We start from the raw sequence: 17,914 nt of genomic DNA, 5'->3' as shown, positions 1-17,914 counted from the left end.
AGAATAAATACATGCTGACACAATCAAAGGAGGCTTCCGCTGCCGCTGGAGAATGGTCCAAGAGCAGAATTTGGGCGGAACAAGCGACACTGCGGGCCTTGGTTAACAGCTATCTGCGGGAAACGCAGCAATTTGACCCGAGAATGGATGCGGTGGCACAGGATGTGAGGATGATTCTGCCACGGACCGGGCGACAGGTCAGAGGTACGCTGCTTCATTTTTCTACGACCGGACAACATGTGTATGGGAACGAGTGGTACGAGGCGGAGGAAGAAGGAGCCGGCAGACTGCTTGAGATGGATGAGATCATACAATGGCTGCTGGACGAGTTGGGCTACCACGCCAATCCCGAGCAGCGAGAAGCGGAGCAGCAAAAGATGAAGCAGCGCATTCGCAACAGCCTGCACAAAATGACGCTTTTTATGGGCAAGCATCTGAAGCTTGCAAACGGGAGTACATCCACAGGCTCAAGCCAAGAAGTAGACTTAACGTATATAGACTCGGAGCAGTCTTTGCTGATCGGACATCCCTTTCATCCTTTTCCGAAAAGCACGGAGGGATTTGCCGATGATGAGCTTCCATTATACAGTCCCGAGATGAGCGCGGTGTTCCAGCTGTATTATTTCGCGGTTCATAAGAATAACGTACAGGAGGAATGGATTGGTGAAGAGTATCGCAGGGGCGCCATCGACCCGTCTGTACGACTGCATGCCGAGCGCCAATGGGGAGAGGAACTGAAACACTATTGTATGTTGCCAATGCATCCTTGGCAGGCCAAGCATGTGTTGCGGCAACCGTATATTCAAAGCCTGATACGACAGCGGCAACTGATTCCTATGGGAGCGCTAGGCCCTGTTTTTTATCCGACTTCTTCCATACGAACAGTATGGAATGTAGAAACCGGAAACGGCTACAAGCTGCCGTTGCATGTCCGAATTACGAATCTGGTGCGCGATAATACGCAGGAACAGGCTCGGCGTACCTTGGATGCTGCGAAGGTCATCCATGATCTTTCAGCCGAATGGTCATCCCATATCCAATCCGAGGCCTTCAAGGTGCTGACAGAAACGGGCTATAGCCGTGTATGCTTCAAGCCGAATAACGAGACAGAATGGGTGGGAGGTTCGGATGCAAAATATGATGCCGGACAGGAGTCTGGTCCAGTGGCACTAGAAGAAGGAACAGCAGCGGTTCACGAGCTGGAGCAGCTGTCGGACCAGTTTACGGTTCTTTACCGTCCGATGGACTTGAACGCTGAATCAACCTATGTCATGGCATCCTTGCTGGAGCCGCTGCCTGGTGAACAGGAGCCGCGGCTGATTGGAGTGATTCGGGACCATTCTTCGAGTAACGTTGGAGAGCAGCCGAACCTGTCAGCTTGGCTGGAGCGGTATCTCCACATATCCATGGTCCCCATGCTGCGTTTGCTTGCGGTGAAAGGGATCGCCTTCGAAGCCCATGTGCAAAATTCGCTTCTGTCCCTTCAGGACGGATGGCCGGAATGCTACTATGTACGTGATTTGGAGGGTGTGAGTATTGTACGTGAACAGGCTGAGGCAGCCGGATGGGTCGGTTCACTGATTTCTGAGGATAGTCCTGTCTTATATGGTGCACAAGAGCCGTGGCTGCGTACCCGTTATTATTTTTTTGTGAATCACTTGGGTGCTTTGATTCATGCCCTTGCGGTTCATCAACAGCATAGTGAGCAGGAGTATTGGGGAGTGGTCCGCAAGGTGTTGGAGCAATTACAGGAACAACTAGAAGCACAGGATGAAGTACAAGTACAACAGGAGCGGGAAACAGGCTCGAAGCAAGATTCAGACGCTCGTGTACGTCTAGCCGCGTATATCCAGGATTTATTGACTAATCCTACACTGCCCGCCAAAGCCAATTTTATAAGCTGCTTTCAATCCAGAGGGGATACACCTTCGTTTATCCCGATTCCTAATCCAATTCAGATTCGTGAGGTGACTTCATGACTATAACCAACACTCCTGGAACTGACAATTCTGGAACTAACAATTCAGATAACTTGTCCACAAGCAATCTTTCTACAACTTCCTCTGGCACCGCTTCGGCCACTCAGCGCTTCATTCAAGCGCTTCGCTCAGATACCTTTACACAGGTCGAGCAGCGCATCATCCGACAACTGATTCAGGCATTGTTATATGAAGAAATTTTGCCTTATGACACTTGCGGCGATGCTGTGGAAGATGGTCGCCAGCATTATATATTATACGGCAAGGACACCTCAGGGCAGCCCGTTCAATACCGTTCTGTCGGAAAACGAATGAACAGCTTTGGGCGTATTCGGCTGGTTCGTATTCCAGTCATACGGGTCGGGACAGACGGAAGCGAAACGACGGCTACGCTGGCAGATTTTGCGAACGAAGTCCTCAGCGCCGCACAGCAGGGAGAACGACTTCAACGCTTTATAGAAGAGCTGGAGCAAACTTTACTCAAGGATGTACAGGCGCAAAGTTATTTGACAGCGCCATCTCTCGCAGATGACCAGCGTCGATATGATGAGCTGGAAGGCAATTTGGGGGACGGACATCCGTATCATCCATGCTATAAATCCAGAATTGGATTCACGCTGACAGATAATGAGCTGTATGGTCCAGAGTTCAAGCAGCCGATTCGTCCTGTGTGGCTGGCCATTGCCAAAAGCCACAGTCTGGCGGGACAATCGCAGGCGATTGATTATGAGACATTTATTCACCAGGAGCTGGGAGAAAGTGAAGTTGCGCGCTTCCAAGCCTTGTTGACCAGCTACGGTCAGCAACCGGAGGCATATCGGCTCATGCCTGTGCATCCGTGGCAGTGGCAGCAGGTCATTTTGCCCCGGTTCCATCAAGAGCTGGCGGAGCAGCAGATCATATGGCTCGGTGAAGCAAGCGATGTGTATCAGGCGCAGCAGTCGATCCGCACATTGTCCAACCGAACGACACCGGAGCGCGCTTATGTGAAGCTGTCGCTCAGTATTACGAACACCTCGACCAGCCGGATCATGGCTGGGCATACCGTGCTGAACGGGGCACTCATCACGGACTGGCTGCATGGACTGCTGGAGCACGATGAATACGCCGCTCAACAGGGATTCTTTGTTTTGCGTGAGGTTTTGGGTATCACATTTGACTACGAGCAGCTGCCCGAATACCGTCAGGCGAAAACGTACGGCTCGCTGGGGACGGTGTGGCGGGAAAGTATTCACGGCTATTTGCAGCCGGATGAGGACGCGATACCTTTTAACGGATTATGTTATGTGCAGAAAAACGGGGTTCCGCTCATTGATCCATGGGTACAGCAATTCGGCGTAGAGGAATGGACCCGCCGGGTGCTGGAGGCTACCATATCGCCGCTTATTCATATGCTGTATGCGCATGGGATCGGTATGGAATCTCATGGTCAGAATTTGATTTTGATTCACCGAAACGGACAACCGACGCGGGTGGCACTTAAGGATTTCCATGATGGCGTCAGGTTTTCCGTGAACCATCTGACGGAGCCGGATCAATGTCCGCATCTTCATCCTGAGCCGCCAAGTCATGCCCGCATTAACCGTAATTCCTTTATCAAAACGAATAATCCGGAGGATGTACGCGACTTTACTTACGATGCTTTTTTCTTTATTGCAGCCGCCGAACTGGCGATGTTTCTTGCCGAGCATTATCAACTGGACGAGCAGCGATTTTGGCAGATGTCTGCGCAGGTCATTCATGATTATCAGCGCCAGCATCCTCAGCACGAGGAGCGTTTCCACTTGTTTGACTTGTTTGCCCCAACCGTACAAATTGAAGAATTGATGAAAAGACGTCTGCTCGGGGATGAGGATCTTCACTTCAAGCCGGGGACCAATCCGTTGTATGCACACCGGGAGCCCCAATGCTAACGATCAATCGGCTTCAGGAGAAGCTGCGGAAAGGGCAGGAGGTATTCGGCCTGATTGCCTCCATCCCGGCGGCGCTTACGGTCGAGATGATCGGACATGCCGGATATGACTTTGTCATCATTGATATGGAGCATGTCATGATCAATCCCGAGACCGTAGAGCATATGATCCGTGCTGCGGAAGCCGCACAAATCACGCCCTTGGTGCGTGTGCCCGAGGTCGATGCGAAGGTCATATTACGGGTGCTGGACAGCGGAGCACAGGGGATCGTCGTTCCGCATGTGGAGAGCAGGAAGCAGATGGAGGAACTGGTGCAGGCTGCAAAATATAGCCCGAAGGGCAAGCGAAGCCTGAACAGTGGCAGACCTGCCGCATTTGGCAAGGGAAGTTTGGTGGATTACATGAAGCAGGCCAATGATCAGATCATGCTGGTGCCGATGATTGAGAGCGAACTAGGCGTGAAGCGTATTGCAGATATTTTATCCGTACCAGGCCTTGGCATGGTGCTGGAAGGAGCCGCAGATTTATCGCAATCGTACGGTGTGCCATGGCAGACTGATGCGGCGATTGTACAGGAGGGATTACAGCGGGTCTTTGAAGCTGCACGGGAAGCCAATATTCCGTACTGTGCCATTCCGCGAAGGGACGGGGAATACAGTGCATGGGTGGAGCAAGGGGTCCATGCCTTCGTGCTGGGTGATGAGCGGGGAATTGCTTTTCGTGCCCTGCAAGCAAGAAGGTCCGGCCTATGCTAGCTCGCAACATTAAAGGAGGATGAACATGAGTCAGCTTGTTACAGCACTGTCTGGGAGGCAGATCGTTTCGTATGTGGAAAAGCTTATCCAGCAAACACGGGAACGAGAGCAGCAACCGGTATGCGCCTATATCTATGACCTGGGTGCACTGAGGGAACGGGCACAACGTTGTGTGAGCAGCTTGCCCGACGATTGCAGTTTGTTTTACGCGGTCAAAGCCAATCCCGATCCTCAATTGATCGCCAGCCTGCTTCCCATTGTGAAAGGCTTTGAAGCGGCATCCATCGGAGAAATTCGTATCATCCGTGAAGTATCAGCCGATGTGCCGATTATTTTTGGCGGTCCGGGGAAAAAGGACGCTGAAATCGAGGAAGCGCTAGAGCGCAATGTGATGCTGATTCATGCCGAAAGTCTGCATGAGCTGCAGCGTATCGGCTGGATTGCAGAACGCAGACAACAGCATGTAGCTATTTTGCTGCGCATTAATTTGCGGCGTACTTTGCCAGAGGCGAGCATTACAATGTCCGGTCGGCCTACTCAATTTGGCATAGACGAAATTCAAGTACCGGAAGCAATCCGACTTGTTCAAAGTCTGCCGTTTGTGCAGCTGGAGGGCTTTCACATGCATTCCCTCTCCAACAACCTGGATGCCAGGCTACACGCCCGCATGGTTGCTACGTATTTGCAATGCGTGCAGGGCTGGATTCAGGAGCATGATCTATCCATCCGCTATCTGAATGCAGGCGGCGGCTTTGGCATTTCGTATACCGATCTGGAGCGCAGGTTCGAATGGAATGATTTTATAGAGGAATTGCAGCAAGTATTGGAGGACTATCGTATTCCCGGCATCCAGCTGATTTTTGAGTCCGGGCGCTACATCGTGGCACACTGCGGGTATTATGCGGCAGAAGTAATCGACCTCAAAACCAATCATGATCAGCATTACGCCATTATTCGCGGGGGAACCCACCACTTTCGTTTGCCGGTGTCGTGGCAGCATAATCAGCCTTTTGAGGTAATTACTGTTGACAATTGGGCATATCCTTTCCCGCGAACAGAGCGGCGACAGACAGCGGTGACGATTGCAGGAGAGCTCTGTACCCCCAAGGATGTGCTTGCACACGAGGTGCACGTAGAGCATTTGCGGATCGGAGACGTTCTGCTGTTCCACATTGCCGGGGCCTACGGCTGGACGATTTCGCATCATGACTTCCTCAGCCATCCCCATCCGCGTTTCTACTATATAAACCAGACTTGATAAACCAAACTTGAGAGTTACCTTTAGTGCCACTGCGCAGACAGATGGTGCTTCCCATCTAACATGAAGAAGGAGGAATGAATCTGTATGAAGTCCACATTAAACACGAACCCGGTGCTTTCATCCGAAGAAGCAACGCGTCTGCAAAGACAAAAACAGGCTGAAAGCCATGTTATGCAGGATCTTGTAAACACATTACTGGCGGAAGGGTTTTGGGAGCATGCCGATGCTGAACTGTTGTCTATCCCGCAATGGCAAAGCTACTATGCTAGCGTTCAGCCTGAATTAAGCGACTTGTTTTCTTTTAAGGAGAATGAAGCTGCTGACTCCAATGGGGATAGGGCTGCAAATGGCGGTCCGATTAGCCTTTACCGCTGGTGGGTGGATCGGGAGCAGCAGCACAGTATCTTATTCCCTGTACACGCTGCGGTGGTTCAGCCCTATCGCTACTTGCGGTCAGGTGGTGTGTACGAAATTCAGCGGCATCCAGAGGAAGAAGAATTCTATGCCCAATGGCTTCACCCGGTGACGCTGATGCAACGTGTAATTGAGGAATGTCTGGACGAGGAATATCGTCGCCAGGAAGGAGTGGGGCGGTTTGTTCAGCTACTGGAGCAGACAATTCAGCAAACCGCATGGTCGCTGGATAGTGGACTGGCAGATGACAATATCCTGGGAATATCACCCACTGAGGCTTTTCAACGCCTGGAACAGCATTCCTCGTTGCGTGATCGCCCTTTTCACCCCGTATCCAAAGCTAAAACAGGCTTGAACGAGCAGGACTATCGAAAATATATCGCTGAATTTGGACAGGATATCACGCTAAGCTGGGTAGCACTTTGCAAGGACGCGATTATGACCGGAGCGGGCATCACACAGGGGCCTCATTTTGCGGGCACAGAAGCAGAAGCAACAGCAACCGAAGCTGAACTGGACATACAACGTCCATACGATGGACAGCAGCCTGACGACCTTCTTCTGTCCAGCTCCGAACGTCAACTGGTAGAGCAGGAGATGCAGGAACGCGGACTGTCTGCCGACTATATCGCGATACCTGTTCATCCGTGGCAGCTCACGTATATGCTGCCCCAACATCTGCACGCCGAGCAGGCAGACAAAGTGTGGGTTCCGCTGGATGTAAAGGCTGGAACCTTTCAGGCGACCTCGTCTGTACGCTCCTTGTCTCCGAAGGATGGCGGTCCCAATTATGTGAAGCTGCCGCTAGGCGTATTTTCACTGGGGGCATCCCGCTATTTGCCTGCTGTGAAGCTGATTAACGGGGATCGCGGACAAGCCTTATTGCAGCAGGCCAAAGCACGTGACCCGCAGCTTCAGGAGCGATTGTTTTTATGCGATGAAGGCTCCTGGTGGGCTTATATGCCGAAAAACGGCAGCCTGTATGACGATCCACCCCGGCATTTGGCTGCGATGGCGCGGATGTATCCGCACGAATTAATCCATGATCCTGCCGTTCGCCTTATTCCCATGTCTGCATTGGCTGCAAAGCAGCATTATTTTTTCCGGGAATGGGCTGCTGAACGCGGACTTCCTGACACATCAACTTCGGTAAAACAGCTGTTCGGTGAAGTCTGCCTGACGTTTTTTGAAATCATGTTGCGCCTGTACCGCATCGGGCTTATGCCTGAGATCCATGGACAAAACTGTGTGCTGGTTTGGAAAAACGGAAAGATCGAACACATTTTGCTACGCGACCATGACTCTGTTCGTCTGCATCTACCCTGGCTGACAGAGCATGGGATTGCCGATCCTGAATACCAAATCCGACCCGGCTATTCCAACAGCCTGTACAATGAAACACCAAAGAAATTGCTATTCTACCTGCAAACGCTGGGCATTCAAGTAAATCTGTACGCGATTATAGATACACTTTCAGATATTTATGGCATAGACGAACCGTCCCTGTGGTCTGTATTAAGGCAACAATTGGAGAACGCCATCCACCGCGTGCCCTTCAAGGCTGACGTTCGCCGGGAAATCAAGCAAATGGTATTTGAAAATCCGGAGTGGCCGCTCAAGCTGCTGGTTAAACCTTTGCTGGAGCAGTCCGGCGTACCCGGCAGTATGCCGTCTGGTCAAAGCCGTATACAGAACCCGTTTTATCATTTGAATATTGATCATTCCAAAAATTTAGATCCTTTATAAGCTTGAGCGCAATTCCATTTTGCAAAATCCGACTCAGTCTATATATAATGAAAAGAGTTCTCATAGCATTGAGAATAATGATCAATATATAGAAAGGCTGGGAGCCATGAATACGCAGGATCAATCCTTTACTTCATTTCTTTATAAACTGCAAGATATTCAGCATGTGTGCTCTGGCCGTTCTTTCTCCCGGCAAGAAACGTCTTTTCATACGCTGTTATTATTCAATGAAGGGGAAGGGGATATCGTTATTGATGGAATGACGTATCCTCTTTACCGTCAAAAGGGCTTTATGCTCGCTCCTGGCGCAGTCATGAAGCTCCATCTGTTGTCCGGCGCTCCGGCGGATTATTATGTCATCCGTTTTCTGGCATTACAGCCGTCGGGGGAGCTGGACTGTTACATACCTGCAGAGGCCATCGGGCCACAAGAATGGAACATTCCCCACTTTCGTTTTGTGATGGACAGGGTCGAAGAAATCAAGAAGAAGCATCATTGTGATCGTATATGGGACCAAATGAAGGCCAATATTTTATTTCAGGAAATGCTGATGTCATTGTTTCAGCATGCGAGCCGGGATCAGAAGCCGGACGTGCAGCAGGCGGTGACCTTGACGCTCCACTACATGGAGCAGCATTACGCTTCCGATATTACGCGGGACAAGCTGGCAGAGCTGGCAGGAATGAGCGCTGATTATTATTCGCGTATGTTCAAAAAAATGATCGGCAAAAGCCCGATGGAATATTTGACAGACATTCGTATGAATCACGCGAAGCAAGCGCTGGTGCTCACTCGTGATTCTTTTCGCACCATTGCTCACGGTGTCGGCTTTAGCGATGAGTTCTATTTTAGCCGTAAATTTAAAGCCGCCACTGGACGCTCTCCCTCAGCCTACGTCAATACGATTCGATATACGGACAAAATCGCTTCGCTCAAGCATCTGTTAACCGGACATTTGATTGCACTGGGCATAGAGCCATATGCGGCGGTGATTAACAAGGCTTACCCTGTCACCGAAGGCTTTTGCAACACGATATCAGTAGGTGAGGTTCAGCCCGATCTGGAAAGGCTGATGTCGGCCCGGCCTGAGCTGATTTTAACCTGTGAATTCAGGGATTTTGAGAAATCAAAAAAGGAGAAGATGTACGAGCAGATTGCGCCTACCGTCACCGTACCCTTTTTCCAAAGCTGGCGTACTCATTTTCAGTCGATTGCCCGTATTGTCGGCAAGGATGTGGAAGCGGTGGAATGGCTGGAGCGATATGAAACAAAAGCAGAACGGATTTCCCGAAAGGTCAGGCAAAAGCTCGGTGGGGAGAGCGTGCTGATCGTTGGGGTTGGGAACCAGAAAATGTGTGTGTATGGACAGCGGAATGTGGGATCGGTTTTGTATGGAGACTTGAAGCTGGTGATGCCTGCGGGGGTCGAAAATATCGCCCATTACCGTGAGGTAACGGTGAGTGAGCTGAATGAATTTGATGCAGACCGCATTCTGCTGACGTGTTATCGCCATTATGGCAACGCCTGTGAAGAACAAGCAATTCAGCAGGAGTGTCTGGCTCTGTGGCGTTCTCCCGAATGGCAGCAGCTAAAGGCGGTACGGAATGGGGCCGTACACCATATGTGTGATAGCAGGCACCTGTATACATGCTATACTTCGTTGTCTCACGATCTGTTATTGGACAAATCGTTAGAGCTGCTGTTGTCTGATTCGTCCAAATAAAGGACGTTAACGTCCATGGTCATGCTAAGACCCCTCTTTATAATTAATAATGAGAATGAATATCATTATTGGCGATCTAAATAGGGGGAATAGAGAAATGTTTCGAGCATCAAGCAAAGGGAGTATATGGGTTGCACTCATGGTTGTATTGCTGCTTTTATCAGGCTGCGGTGCTGGAGGCGCGGGTACGAGTACGAATTCCGGTGGAGCGCCAGAAGCTGCCTCAACCGACTCCGTACGCACCATCGAGCATGTCTTGGGTAAAACCGAAATTAAGGGTACACCCAAGCGGGTCGTAACGCTGTATAACGGAGCCAACGATGTTATGATCGCTTATGGTATAAAGCCTGTGGGGATTGTGGAGGCGAGTGGAACCGAGCCGGTATATGATTATTTGAAAAAGGATCTTGAAGGGATTCCAACAGTTGGTCTGGAGACACAGCCGAATATGGAGGAAATCTATAAGCTGAAGCCGGATGTCATCATTGCAACCAAATTCCGTAACGAAGCGACGTACCAGCAATTGTCGGAAATCGCACCTACGGTTGCAGTCGATCAGCTATATGAGTGGAAAGATACGGTGAAGCTGATCGGGCAAGTGTTGAATCAGGAGGACAAGGGAGCACAATTGCTGGCGGATTGGGATCAGCGTGTAGCGGACTTTAAAAAGAAAATGGGTGATCGCCTGCCGATCAAGGCTTCCATCGTTAATTTCCGGGCAGACCATGCGCGTATTTATTATATGGGCTTCGCAGGACAGATTCTGAAGGAACTGGGTTTCACCCGCCCTCCTGAGCAAGAAGGGGACAAATGGGGAATCAAAGTCAACAGCAAGGAAAGCATACCTGACATGAATGCAGATACGTTGTTCGTGTTTAACTCGGGTAAGGATCAGGCTGCTATTGAAAAAAATTATGAGGCCTGGACAAGCCATCCTTTGTGGAAAAACCTTGATGCATACAAGAAAAAAAGCATTTTCAAGGTTAATGAAGTGAATTGGAATCTGGCCGGTGGCTATTTGAGCGCAAATCTGATGCTGGATGATCTTTATCAATTGTATGATCTGAAATTATAAATAAATATCACAAAGCAAGACGGAAATACAGCAGAGGGGTGAGGGGTCTATATCTCTCATCCTTCTTTTGTGTTGTACATTGCTGCTGAAAGAGTGAGGATATGCAACGATGCTAACGACGATTATAAGAAAATGGACCGGACTTGGCGTATGTCTGCTCCTGCTCGCGGGCGCCTTGTTCCTTGGCCTGCTGTTGGGCAGAACGCTGATTCCACCGCAATTGATGATATCTTCTCTACTGTATTATGATGCTCAAAATGTAGAGCATGTGCTGATACATACCGAACGTTTGCCGCGCACAATCATTGCTGCTGTTGTAGGCGCGAGCTTGGCGATCGCAGGAGCCTTCATGCAGGCGCTTACTCGCAATCCGTTGGCTTCGCCCAGCACGTTCGGTATCAATGCGGGTGCTTTGTTTTTCGTCTCTATCGCTGCGGTCGTGTTTTCGGTCGAGTCTATGATGTCTCTGATGGGCTTTGCCTTGATCGGTGCAGGACTGGCGGCTGTGCTGGTATATGTCATCGGATCATTAGGTCGGGATGGCTTGACACCGATCAAGATTGTATTGTCTGGCTCCGCCATTCACGCCTTGTTTATGTCCATGATCCAGATTATTTTGGTGATGAATGAAACGGGGATGCAAAATGTGTTGTTCTGGATGGCTGGCTCTGTGAGCGGACGTTCGCTGGAGATGCTGCAGCCTTTATTTCCTTTTATGCTGGTGGCGGGGATCTCGGCGATGTTGATGGGGAGAGCGGTGAATCTGCTTGTGACCGGGGAAGATGTAGCGAAGGGCTTGGGACAAAATACCTTATGGGTAAAATGTGCCATGGGCCTCATTGTTGTGGTGCTGGCTGGATGCTCTGTTGCGATTGCAGGGGCGATTGGCTTTGTCGGTCTGATCATTCCGCATGTGGCGCGTGCTTTGGTTGGTGCGGATTACCGCTGGAGTACCCCTTTTTCGGCGGTATTGGGTGCTTTGCTATTGGTATCGGCTGATACTGCCGCCAGAGTGCTGATTTCACCGCAGGAAATTCCGATTGGCGTGATTACGGCTTTGATCGGGGTTCCTTTTTTCATCTACATTGCCCGTAAAGGAGGGGCGTGGAAATGAAGCTTATGAAGGTGAAGCATGGTGCCAGCACAGGTAGGTTGAACAAGAAGCGTTATGTAACGCTGCGGAGCAGGAACGGCCAATTTCATATCCAGTTGGAAAAGAAAGTGTTATGGATGATGGGTGGTTTGGCCTTGGCGCTTCTGATCATGGGTGTAATCAGTGTGGGCTGGGGAGATACGTATGTACATCCTTGGGAAGTGCTTCGAGCGATATGGGGACGCAGTTCAGGCGAACATGACTTTATTTTGTACAGGCTGCGGTTCCCGCGAGCGGTTACGGGAGTGCTGGTTGGCGCGGCTTTGGGCATCGCGGGGGCGGTGCTTCAGGGCATTATTCGCAATCCGTTGGCATCCCCGGATATCCTGGGCATTACAGGCGGGGCATCTGCTGCAGCAGTGACGTTCATTGCTTATGGAGGAGCTGTTTTGAGCTTCCAATGGCTGCCTGTGGCGGCTGTAGCTGGCGCACTGGTCGTATCGCTGCTGGTGTACATGCTGGCCTGGAAGGACGGCGTAACACCAATCCGACTGGTGCTGGTGGGGATTGCTTTGGCTTCTGCCATGAGTTCGGTTACGACGCTGATGCTGGTTATGAGCTCGTCCTTTACAGCCGGCAAGGCTTACATTTGGCTGACGGGCAGCGTGTATGGGGCATCGTGGAACAACGTATATACGATGTTGATCGCCATTGGGGTCTGTACACCTCTGGTTCTCTATTTTGCACGCAGTCTCAATACACAGGAGCTGGGGGATGATGTAGCCACCGGGCTGGGCGTAGAGGTGCAGCGGCACCGTGTGATACTGCTGCTGCTCAGTGTAATTCTCGCCGGAACTGCGGTAGCAGTCGCGGGAGCGATTGGCTTTGTTGGATTAATTGCGCCACATATTGCACGTCGATTGGTAGGCCGCTCCATGGGCGGACTGACGCTGGTGTCAGCACTGGTAGGGGGATTGCTGGTGTATCTCGCTGATTTGCTGGCCCGCACGGCCTTTTATCCGATTGATGTTCCCGCAGGCATTTTTACAGCTGGAGTAGGGGCACCGTTTTTTCTGTATTTGCTGGTTCAGCGACGGAATCGGCATTAAGGGCGAGCTGAAGCGCTTTTGAAATTTTGGATATTTGAATAGACGTTTGTACGACTAAAATAGATGACTTCACGATATGGGAGGGAAGCTGTATGGGGTTAGAGATGAAGGACCTGATGATTAACTATGGGACAGATCCGGTTATTCAAGAGCTGGACCTGCAAATTCCGGAGGGAAAGATTACGGTACTGGTCGGTAGTAATGGCTGTGGAAAATCGACGATTTTACGTGCCATGGCACGGCTGTTAAAGCCTGCAGCGGGAGCGGTGCTGCTGGATGGGCAGGCGATTGCCCAGCTCCCCTCCAAGCAAATTGCCAAAAGGCTGTCCATTTTGCCGCAGGGACCCTCGGCCCCGGAAGGGCTAACGGTATATCAGTTGGTCAAGCAGGGCAGATATCCGCATCAGAGCTGGCTCAAACAGTGGTCGGTAGAGGATGAGGAGCAGGTGCAAAATGCGCTGCGGGCAACACAATTGGAGGCCTTTGCGGACCGTCCGGTGGATTCTTTATCCGGTGGACAGCGTCAGCGTGCATGGATTTCCATGACTTTGGCGCAGGGGACGGACATGATTTTATTGGATGAACCGACGACTTATTTGGACATGACACATCAAATTGAGATTTTGGACCTGCTGTTTGATCTGAACGAACGCGAAGGACGGACTATTGTTATGGTGCTGCATGATCTGAATTTGGCCTGTCGTTATGCGCACCATATGGTTGCAGTACACGATAAGCGTATTTATGCGCAGGGAAAGCCGGAAGAAATCATGACCTCGGAGACGGTAGAAACGGTATTCCAGCTGCGCTGTCAAGTCATTCCTGATCCGTTGTACGGGACTCCGATGTTTATTCCTCATGGAAAGGGGAGGAAGCTGGATGCCGTACGGCAAAAGGTCTTTGTTTGAGCCTGCGGAATGGTCGTATCTCACGGAAAAGCTGCGAATCAGCAGCGATGTACAAGCACCCATTGGCCGATATGATCTACCCGCTGGCGATTTGCTGGATGCCTCTTCATGTACGATGTATCTGGATCGCCTGTCAGAACTGCATGATTTTTCTTCACGCAAGGTGACGGCCTCTGCCTTGGCGAAACGATACGGTTTTTTGATCGTATCCCCGGCTCTGTATGCGATGTCTGTATATAACAAGACGCTGGGAGTCGGGATTGCCGATTGTACGATCCGTTCTGATTTTGTCAAGGATACGTGGCTTCCAAGGCTGCATTTGAACAGACTGCGGGTTAGTGAATATAACAAAGAAACGGAATATGGCAACGAAATGGAACATGGGGACAGGGACAATGGTGATGCGGACCAGCGCCAGCGTTATGCTTGGCGTGATTACGTCATCGGGCAGGTATTTGCAGAGCATTTGGCCCCGATATGGCGCTCGGTTTCTGCTGTTGCCTCCATTCCGAGAACGGTATTGTGGGAAAACACCGCCATCTATGTCTATGCGCTGTATGAGAACCGCATCCGGCAGGAACTGAATGGCGGGGATCGGCTGCGAATAGAAGAGGATTTTGAATATTTGATCTGTGAAGCACCGGCTCACTTGTTTGGAGAACGGCACAATCCGCTGGCTCGGTATGCGGGGGCTGCTCGTACACAGCGTCCCCCAATGTCATCAGTATCTACCGTCTCTATTGGCACTGTGAAAGCAGTGCGTGTGCGCAAAACCTGTTGTTATTTTTATCAGATGAAGGACAAGGGCGGCTATTGCCCTACCTGTCCCAAAATACATTGTACGAGCTAAGCAGAAACTATGATCCTGAAAGGAGCTGGCTTGCATGTTTCGGATTCAACCTCGTGTCGAGGGTGTAACGAAGGAGCTACTGGAGCTTTATCAGCATATCAGTGCTTCCACGATAGGGCATTTTACGGATTTTGGATGTATGCAGGGAGCGCAGCCATTGTTTCGTCCTATTCGTTTGTTGGGGAATGCGGTTACGGTGAGGCTTCCCCATCTGGATTCCACCGCGATCCGTCATGCACTGGAATTGGCACAAGCGGGTGATGTGCTTGTCGTCGATATGTCTGGAGACGATGCCAGAGCCTGCTGGGGGGAATTCAGAGCCTATGTAGCGATGAAAAAACAACTGGCCGGAGTGATTGTTTCCGGCTGTGTCACGGATGTTAGCGTGCTGAATCAACTGCAATTTCCCGTCTTTTCAAAAGGAATTAGCGCTTTGACTACACGCGCTTTGGAACTGGAGGGGGAGGTGAATACACCGATAAGCCTGTTTGGAGTCAGTGTACATCCGGGTGACCTCGTATTGGGCGATGACGATGGCGTATTTGTGGTGAAGCCGGAGGAAGCATGGGACCTGGGGGTAAAAGCTATGGAAAAACAGCGTAAGGAGGAGCTTACACGCAAGCAGTACGGATATGATCAGCTTTTGAACGCCAGGCTGGAAAGGTAAACATTCATAAGTTACACTGGAAGTATGCTTCTATTGTTCAGATTATTAAAATCAGCAAATATCCGTAGTTCACTACATGACATCTGGGAGAGAACAGGAGGGAGCGACTTGAACCACCAGCAGTTGGATCAATTTCTGAGAAGCCTGGATGCTGTAGAGCAAATACAGATTCGCACCGGGAAAAACGTGAACGATTTGGAACCACTAGGGTTTCAGATTACCGAAAGTGAAATCGGGCATGAGGTTCTTCGTATGCAAGGCAAATATTTTTTTGATAGCGGTTCCATTTATATGAGCAAGCATCATCGGTTTGCGGACATGCCTTTACACAATCATGATTTTATTGAAATGAATTATATGTATTCCGGAAGATGCAGACAGATCATTGATGGTAGGGAGATCAGCCTGGAGCAGGGGCAGATATGTATTTTGGATACCAATGTGCCGCATAGTATTTATGCGCTTGGGGAAAATGATATTTTAGTCAATTTGATTATGAAAATGGAAACGTTCTCAACTACTTTTTTTGGACGTTTTAGCAATACAGGCATTGTGGCCGATTTTTTGGCTGACGCGGTATCCCGGGACAGGCAGCACAAACGCTATATTTTATTTCATTCCCAGCATTATGAGAATGTACAATATATTTTTAAAAATATGCTGTGTGAATTTTGGTCCGGGCAGGATTATGCCCAGCAGATGCTTAGTCATTATGTGCCTTTGCTGCTTACCGAGCTGATGCGGGTGTATCAGCTGGATATGAATTTTGAGCTGGACGACAGGCCGGGTAAGGCGAGCATGATTGATATTTTGCAGTACATTGAGCAGCATTACCGGGATTGCACACTTCCCCAATTGGGGGCAGCGTTTAATTTTAACCCTAATTATCTGGGGAATTTGTTAAAGGAGCAGACAGGCAAGACATTTCGGGAGCTGGTTCAAACCCAGCGAATGCTGTGCGCAGAGACGCTGCTTCGTCATACCGATCAGAACATTAGCGAAATAGCGTACGAGGTAGGATATGAAAGTTTGGGCTTTTTTTATCGAAAATTTAGGGAATATTCAGGGTATACGCCAAGTCAATATCGTGCGTGTAAGGGACGGACGGATCAGGTTTGACATGGACAGGGCAAGAATCTGTTGAATCAGACACAGTATACCTAAGGAGTGGTAGAAATGGCACGTGTTTTATTTATTAATGGCGGATCAGAGGGACATATCAATCCAACTATTGGAGTTGTACAAGAGCTTATTTCGCGTGGAGAAGAAGTAGTGTACTTTTGTATAGAAGCTTTTCGGGAGCGCATCGAGAAGACGGGAGCTTCAGTACAAACATTTGACGATCAAAAATTTATAAAAGCCTTTATCTCAGGCGGAAGAGATTATTTATTCGAAAGAATCAACGGTCTTTTACTTACGGCAGATATAGTTATACCAAGCGTTCTGGAACAGATCAAAGGAGAGCATTTTGATTATATCATCCATGATTCCATGTTTGGTTGTGGACGTTTACTTGCTCAAATGCTTAAGCTTCCTGCAATCAATTCTTGTACTTCTTTTGCGCAGACAAAAGTATCATTCGATAAAATGCTGGATCAATTCTCGAAGGAAGTCCCTGCAGAAATAGTTAAACCTATAAACGATAAATTTCAAAGCCTGACAGCAATGGTGAAGGAAAAATATGATGTGGAGATCCATTCTCCTTACGAAGTGTTTTGTAATCCTGCATCACTTACAATCGTTTATACAACAAGGGAGTTTCAACCTTATGGAGAAGCATTCGACCAAACTTATAAATTTGTGGGTCCGTCCATCTCTTCACGATTAACTCCAGAAAATTTCGACTTTGCTGCAATCAAGGGCAAAAACCCAATTTATATTTCATTGGGTACAGTCTTTAACCAAAGCATTGATTTCTATAAGCTTTGTTTTGAGGTATTTGGGAACACTGATCATACGATTGTCATGTCTATTGGGAATAAAGCCCAAATCTCTGATTTAGGGGAAATTCCTGAAAACTTCATCGTAAAAAATTATGTTCCACAAACTGAAGTACTGCAATACACTAGATTATTTATTACACATGGTGGAATGAACAGTACCCATGAAGGTCTCTATTACGGGGTTCCGCTAATTGTAATCCCACAAAGCGCGGATCAGCCGATCATTGCGGAGCAAGTCTCCCATATCGGAGCAGGCATTAAATTACAAATGCAAAGCTTGACTGCAAATCAGCTGCGTGAAGCCGTAGATCATGTGTTAAGCCGCTCAACTTTCAAGCAAGCTGTTGCAAATATTAGGGAATCCTTTCGAAAATCAGGCGGGTATCATCAGGCTGTTGATGAGATTTTCGAATTCAAAAGTCAATATCATATCTAAATGGTAAGTAACCATAGCCCCCGAAAAAGGCTGTGCCAGCAA

The 17,914-nt window shown here is 49.4% G+C and carries 14 protein-coding genes; all 14 read left to right on the top strand.

Annotated features, from left to right (window positions below):
• The first annotated feature begins 11 nt into the window (after positions 1-11).
• The 14 genes from BAZ21_RS00160 to BAZ21_RS00095 all read left to right on the top strand — a co-directional run bounded on the left by BAZ21_RS00160 (position 12) and on the right by BAZ21_RS00095 (position 17,872).
• Positions 12-1,979 carry an IucA/IucC family protein gene (locus BAZ21_RS00160; protein WP_068496086.1) on the top strand — a complete coding sequence of 656 codons (1,968 nt, stop codon included), beginning with the start codon at positions 12-14 and terminating at the stop codon, positions 1,977-1,979.
• Entirely contained in the window at positions 1,976-3,892 is a 1,917-nt protein-coding gene (locus tag BAZ21_RS00155) for an IucA/IucC family protein (RefSeq protein WP_084011477.1), read from the top strand. Before BAZ21_RS00160 ends, BAZ21_RS00155 begins: the two co-directional genes overlap by 4 nt.
• Positions 3,886-4,647, top strand: coding sequence for an HpcH/HpaI aldolase family protein (locus BAZ21_RS00150; RefSeq protein WP_068496085.1), 762 nt, complete (start codon positions 3,886-3,888; stop codon positions 4,645-4,647). Before BAZ21_RS00155 ends, BAZ21_RS00150 begins: the two co-directional genes overlap by 7 nt.
• Positions 4,648-4,672: 25 nt before the next feature.
• The gene (locus BAZ21_RS00145; RefSeq protein WP_068496084.1) at positions 4,673-5,905 is read left to right on the top strand and encodes a type III PLP-dependent enzyme; all 1,233 of its coding nucleotides are present in this window, start codon (positions 4,673-4,675) and stop codon (positions 5,903-5,905) included.
• Positions 5,906-5,992: 87 nt separating this feature from the next.
• Positions 5,993-8,068: an IucA/IucC family protein gene (locus BAZ21_RS00140; protein ID WP_084011476.1), complete on the top strand. Its 2,076-nt coding sequence runs from the start codon at positions 5,993-5,995 to the stop codon at positions 8,066-8,068.
• Positions 8,069-8,174: 106 nt separating this feature from the next.
• A complete protein-coding gene (locus BAZ21_RS00135; RefSeq protein WP_068496083.1) occupies positions 8,175-9,791 on the top strand; it encodes an AraC family transcriptional regulator in 1,617 nt (538 codons plus the stop codon).
• A gap of 97 nt (positions 9,792-9,888) precedes the next feature.
• The gene (locus tag BAZ21_RS00130) at positions 9,889-10,866 is read left to right on the top strand and encodes an ABC transporter substrate-binding protein (protein ID WP_068496082.1); all 978 of its coding nucleotides are present in this window, start codon (positions 9,889-9,891) and stop codon (positions 10,864-10,866) included.
• Positions 10,867-10,975: 109 nt separating this feature from the next.
• Positions 10,976-11,980 (top strand): FecCD family ABC transporter permease, encoded by a 1,005-nt coding sequence (locus tag BAZ21_RS00125; protein ID WP_068496081.1) that lies wholly within the window; start codon positions 10,976-10,978, stop codon positions 11,978-11,980.
• Complete coding sequence (locus tag BAZ21_RS00120) at positions 11,977-13,068, top strand: FecCD family ABC transporter permease (protein ID WP_084011475.1); 1,092 nt, start codon at positions 11,977-11,979, stop codon at positions 13,066-13,068. The genes BAZ21_RS00125 and BAZ21_RS00120 overlap by 4 nt, the downstream gene beginning before the upstream one ends.
• Before the next feature lie 92 nt (positions 13,069-13,160).
• Positions 13,161-13,976 carry an ABC transporter ATP-binding protein gene (locus BAZ21_RS00115; RefSeq protein WP_068496080.1) on the top strand — a complete coding sequence of 272 codons (816 nt, stop codon included), beginning with the start codon at positions 13,161-13,163 and terminating at the stop codon, positions 13,974-13,976.
• On the top strand, positions 13,948-14,826 hold the full coding sequence (locus BAZ21_RS00110; RefSeq protein WP_068496079.1) for an IucA/IucC family C-terminal-domain containing protein: 879 nt from the start codon (positions 13,948-13,950) through the stop codon (positions 14,824-14,826). The genes BAZ21_RS00115 and BAZ21_RS00110 overlap by 29 nt, the downstream gene beginning before the upstream one ends.
• A 34-nt stretch (positions 14,827-14,860) precedes the next feature.
• Positions 14,861-15,493, top strand: coding sequence for an RraA family protein (locus BAZ21_RS00105; protein ID WP_068496078.1), 633 nt, complete (start codon positions 14,861-14,863; stop codon positions 15,491-15,493).
• A 108-nt stretch (positions 15,494-15,601) separates the two neighbouring features.
• Entirely contained in the window at positions 15,602-16,612 is a 1,011-nt protein-coding gene (locus BAZ21_RS00100; RefSeq protein ID WP_068496077.1) for an AraC family transcriptional regulator, read from the top strand.
• A 57-nt stretch (positions 16,613-16,669) separates the two neighbouring features.
• Positions 16,670-17,872, top strand: a complete 1,203-nt coding sequence (locus tag BAZ21_RS00095) for a macrolide family glycosyltransferase (protein ID WP_068496076.1) — start codon at positions 16,670-16,672, stop codon at positions 17,870-17,872.
• Positions 17,873-17,914: the final 42 nt, after the last annotated feature.

The sequence above is a fragment of the Paenibacillus kribbensis genome, assembly GCF_001705305.1.
Taxonomy (GTDB): Bacteria; Bacillota; Bacilli; order Paenibacillales; family Paenibacillaceae; genus Paenibacillus; species Paenibacillus kribbensis_B.
Note: the sequence above shows the minus strand (reverse complement) of the source record. Positions and strands in the feature narration are given on the sequence as shown.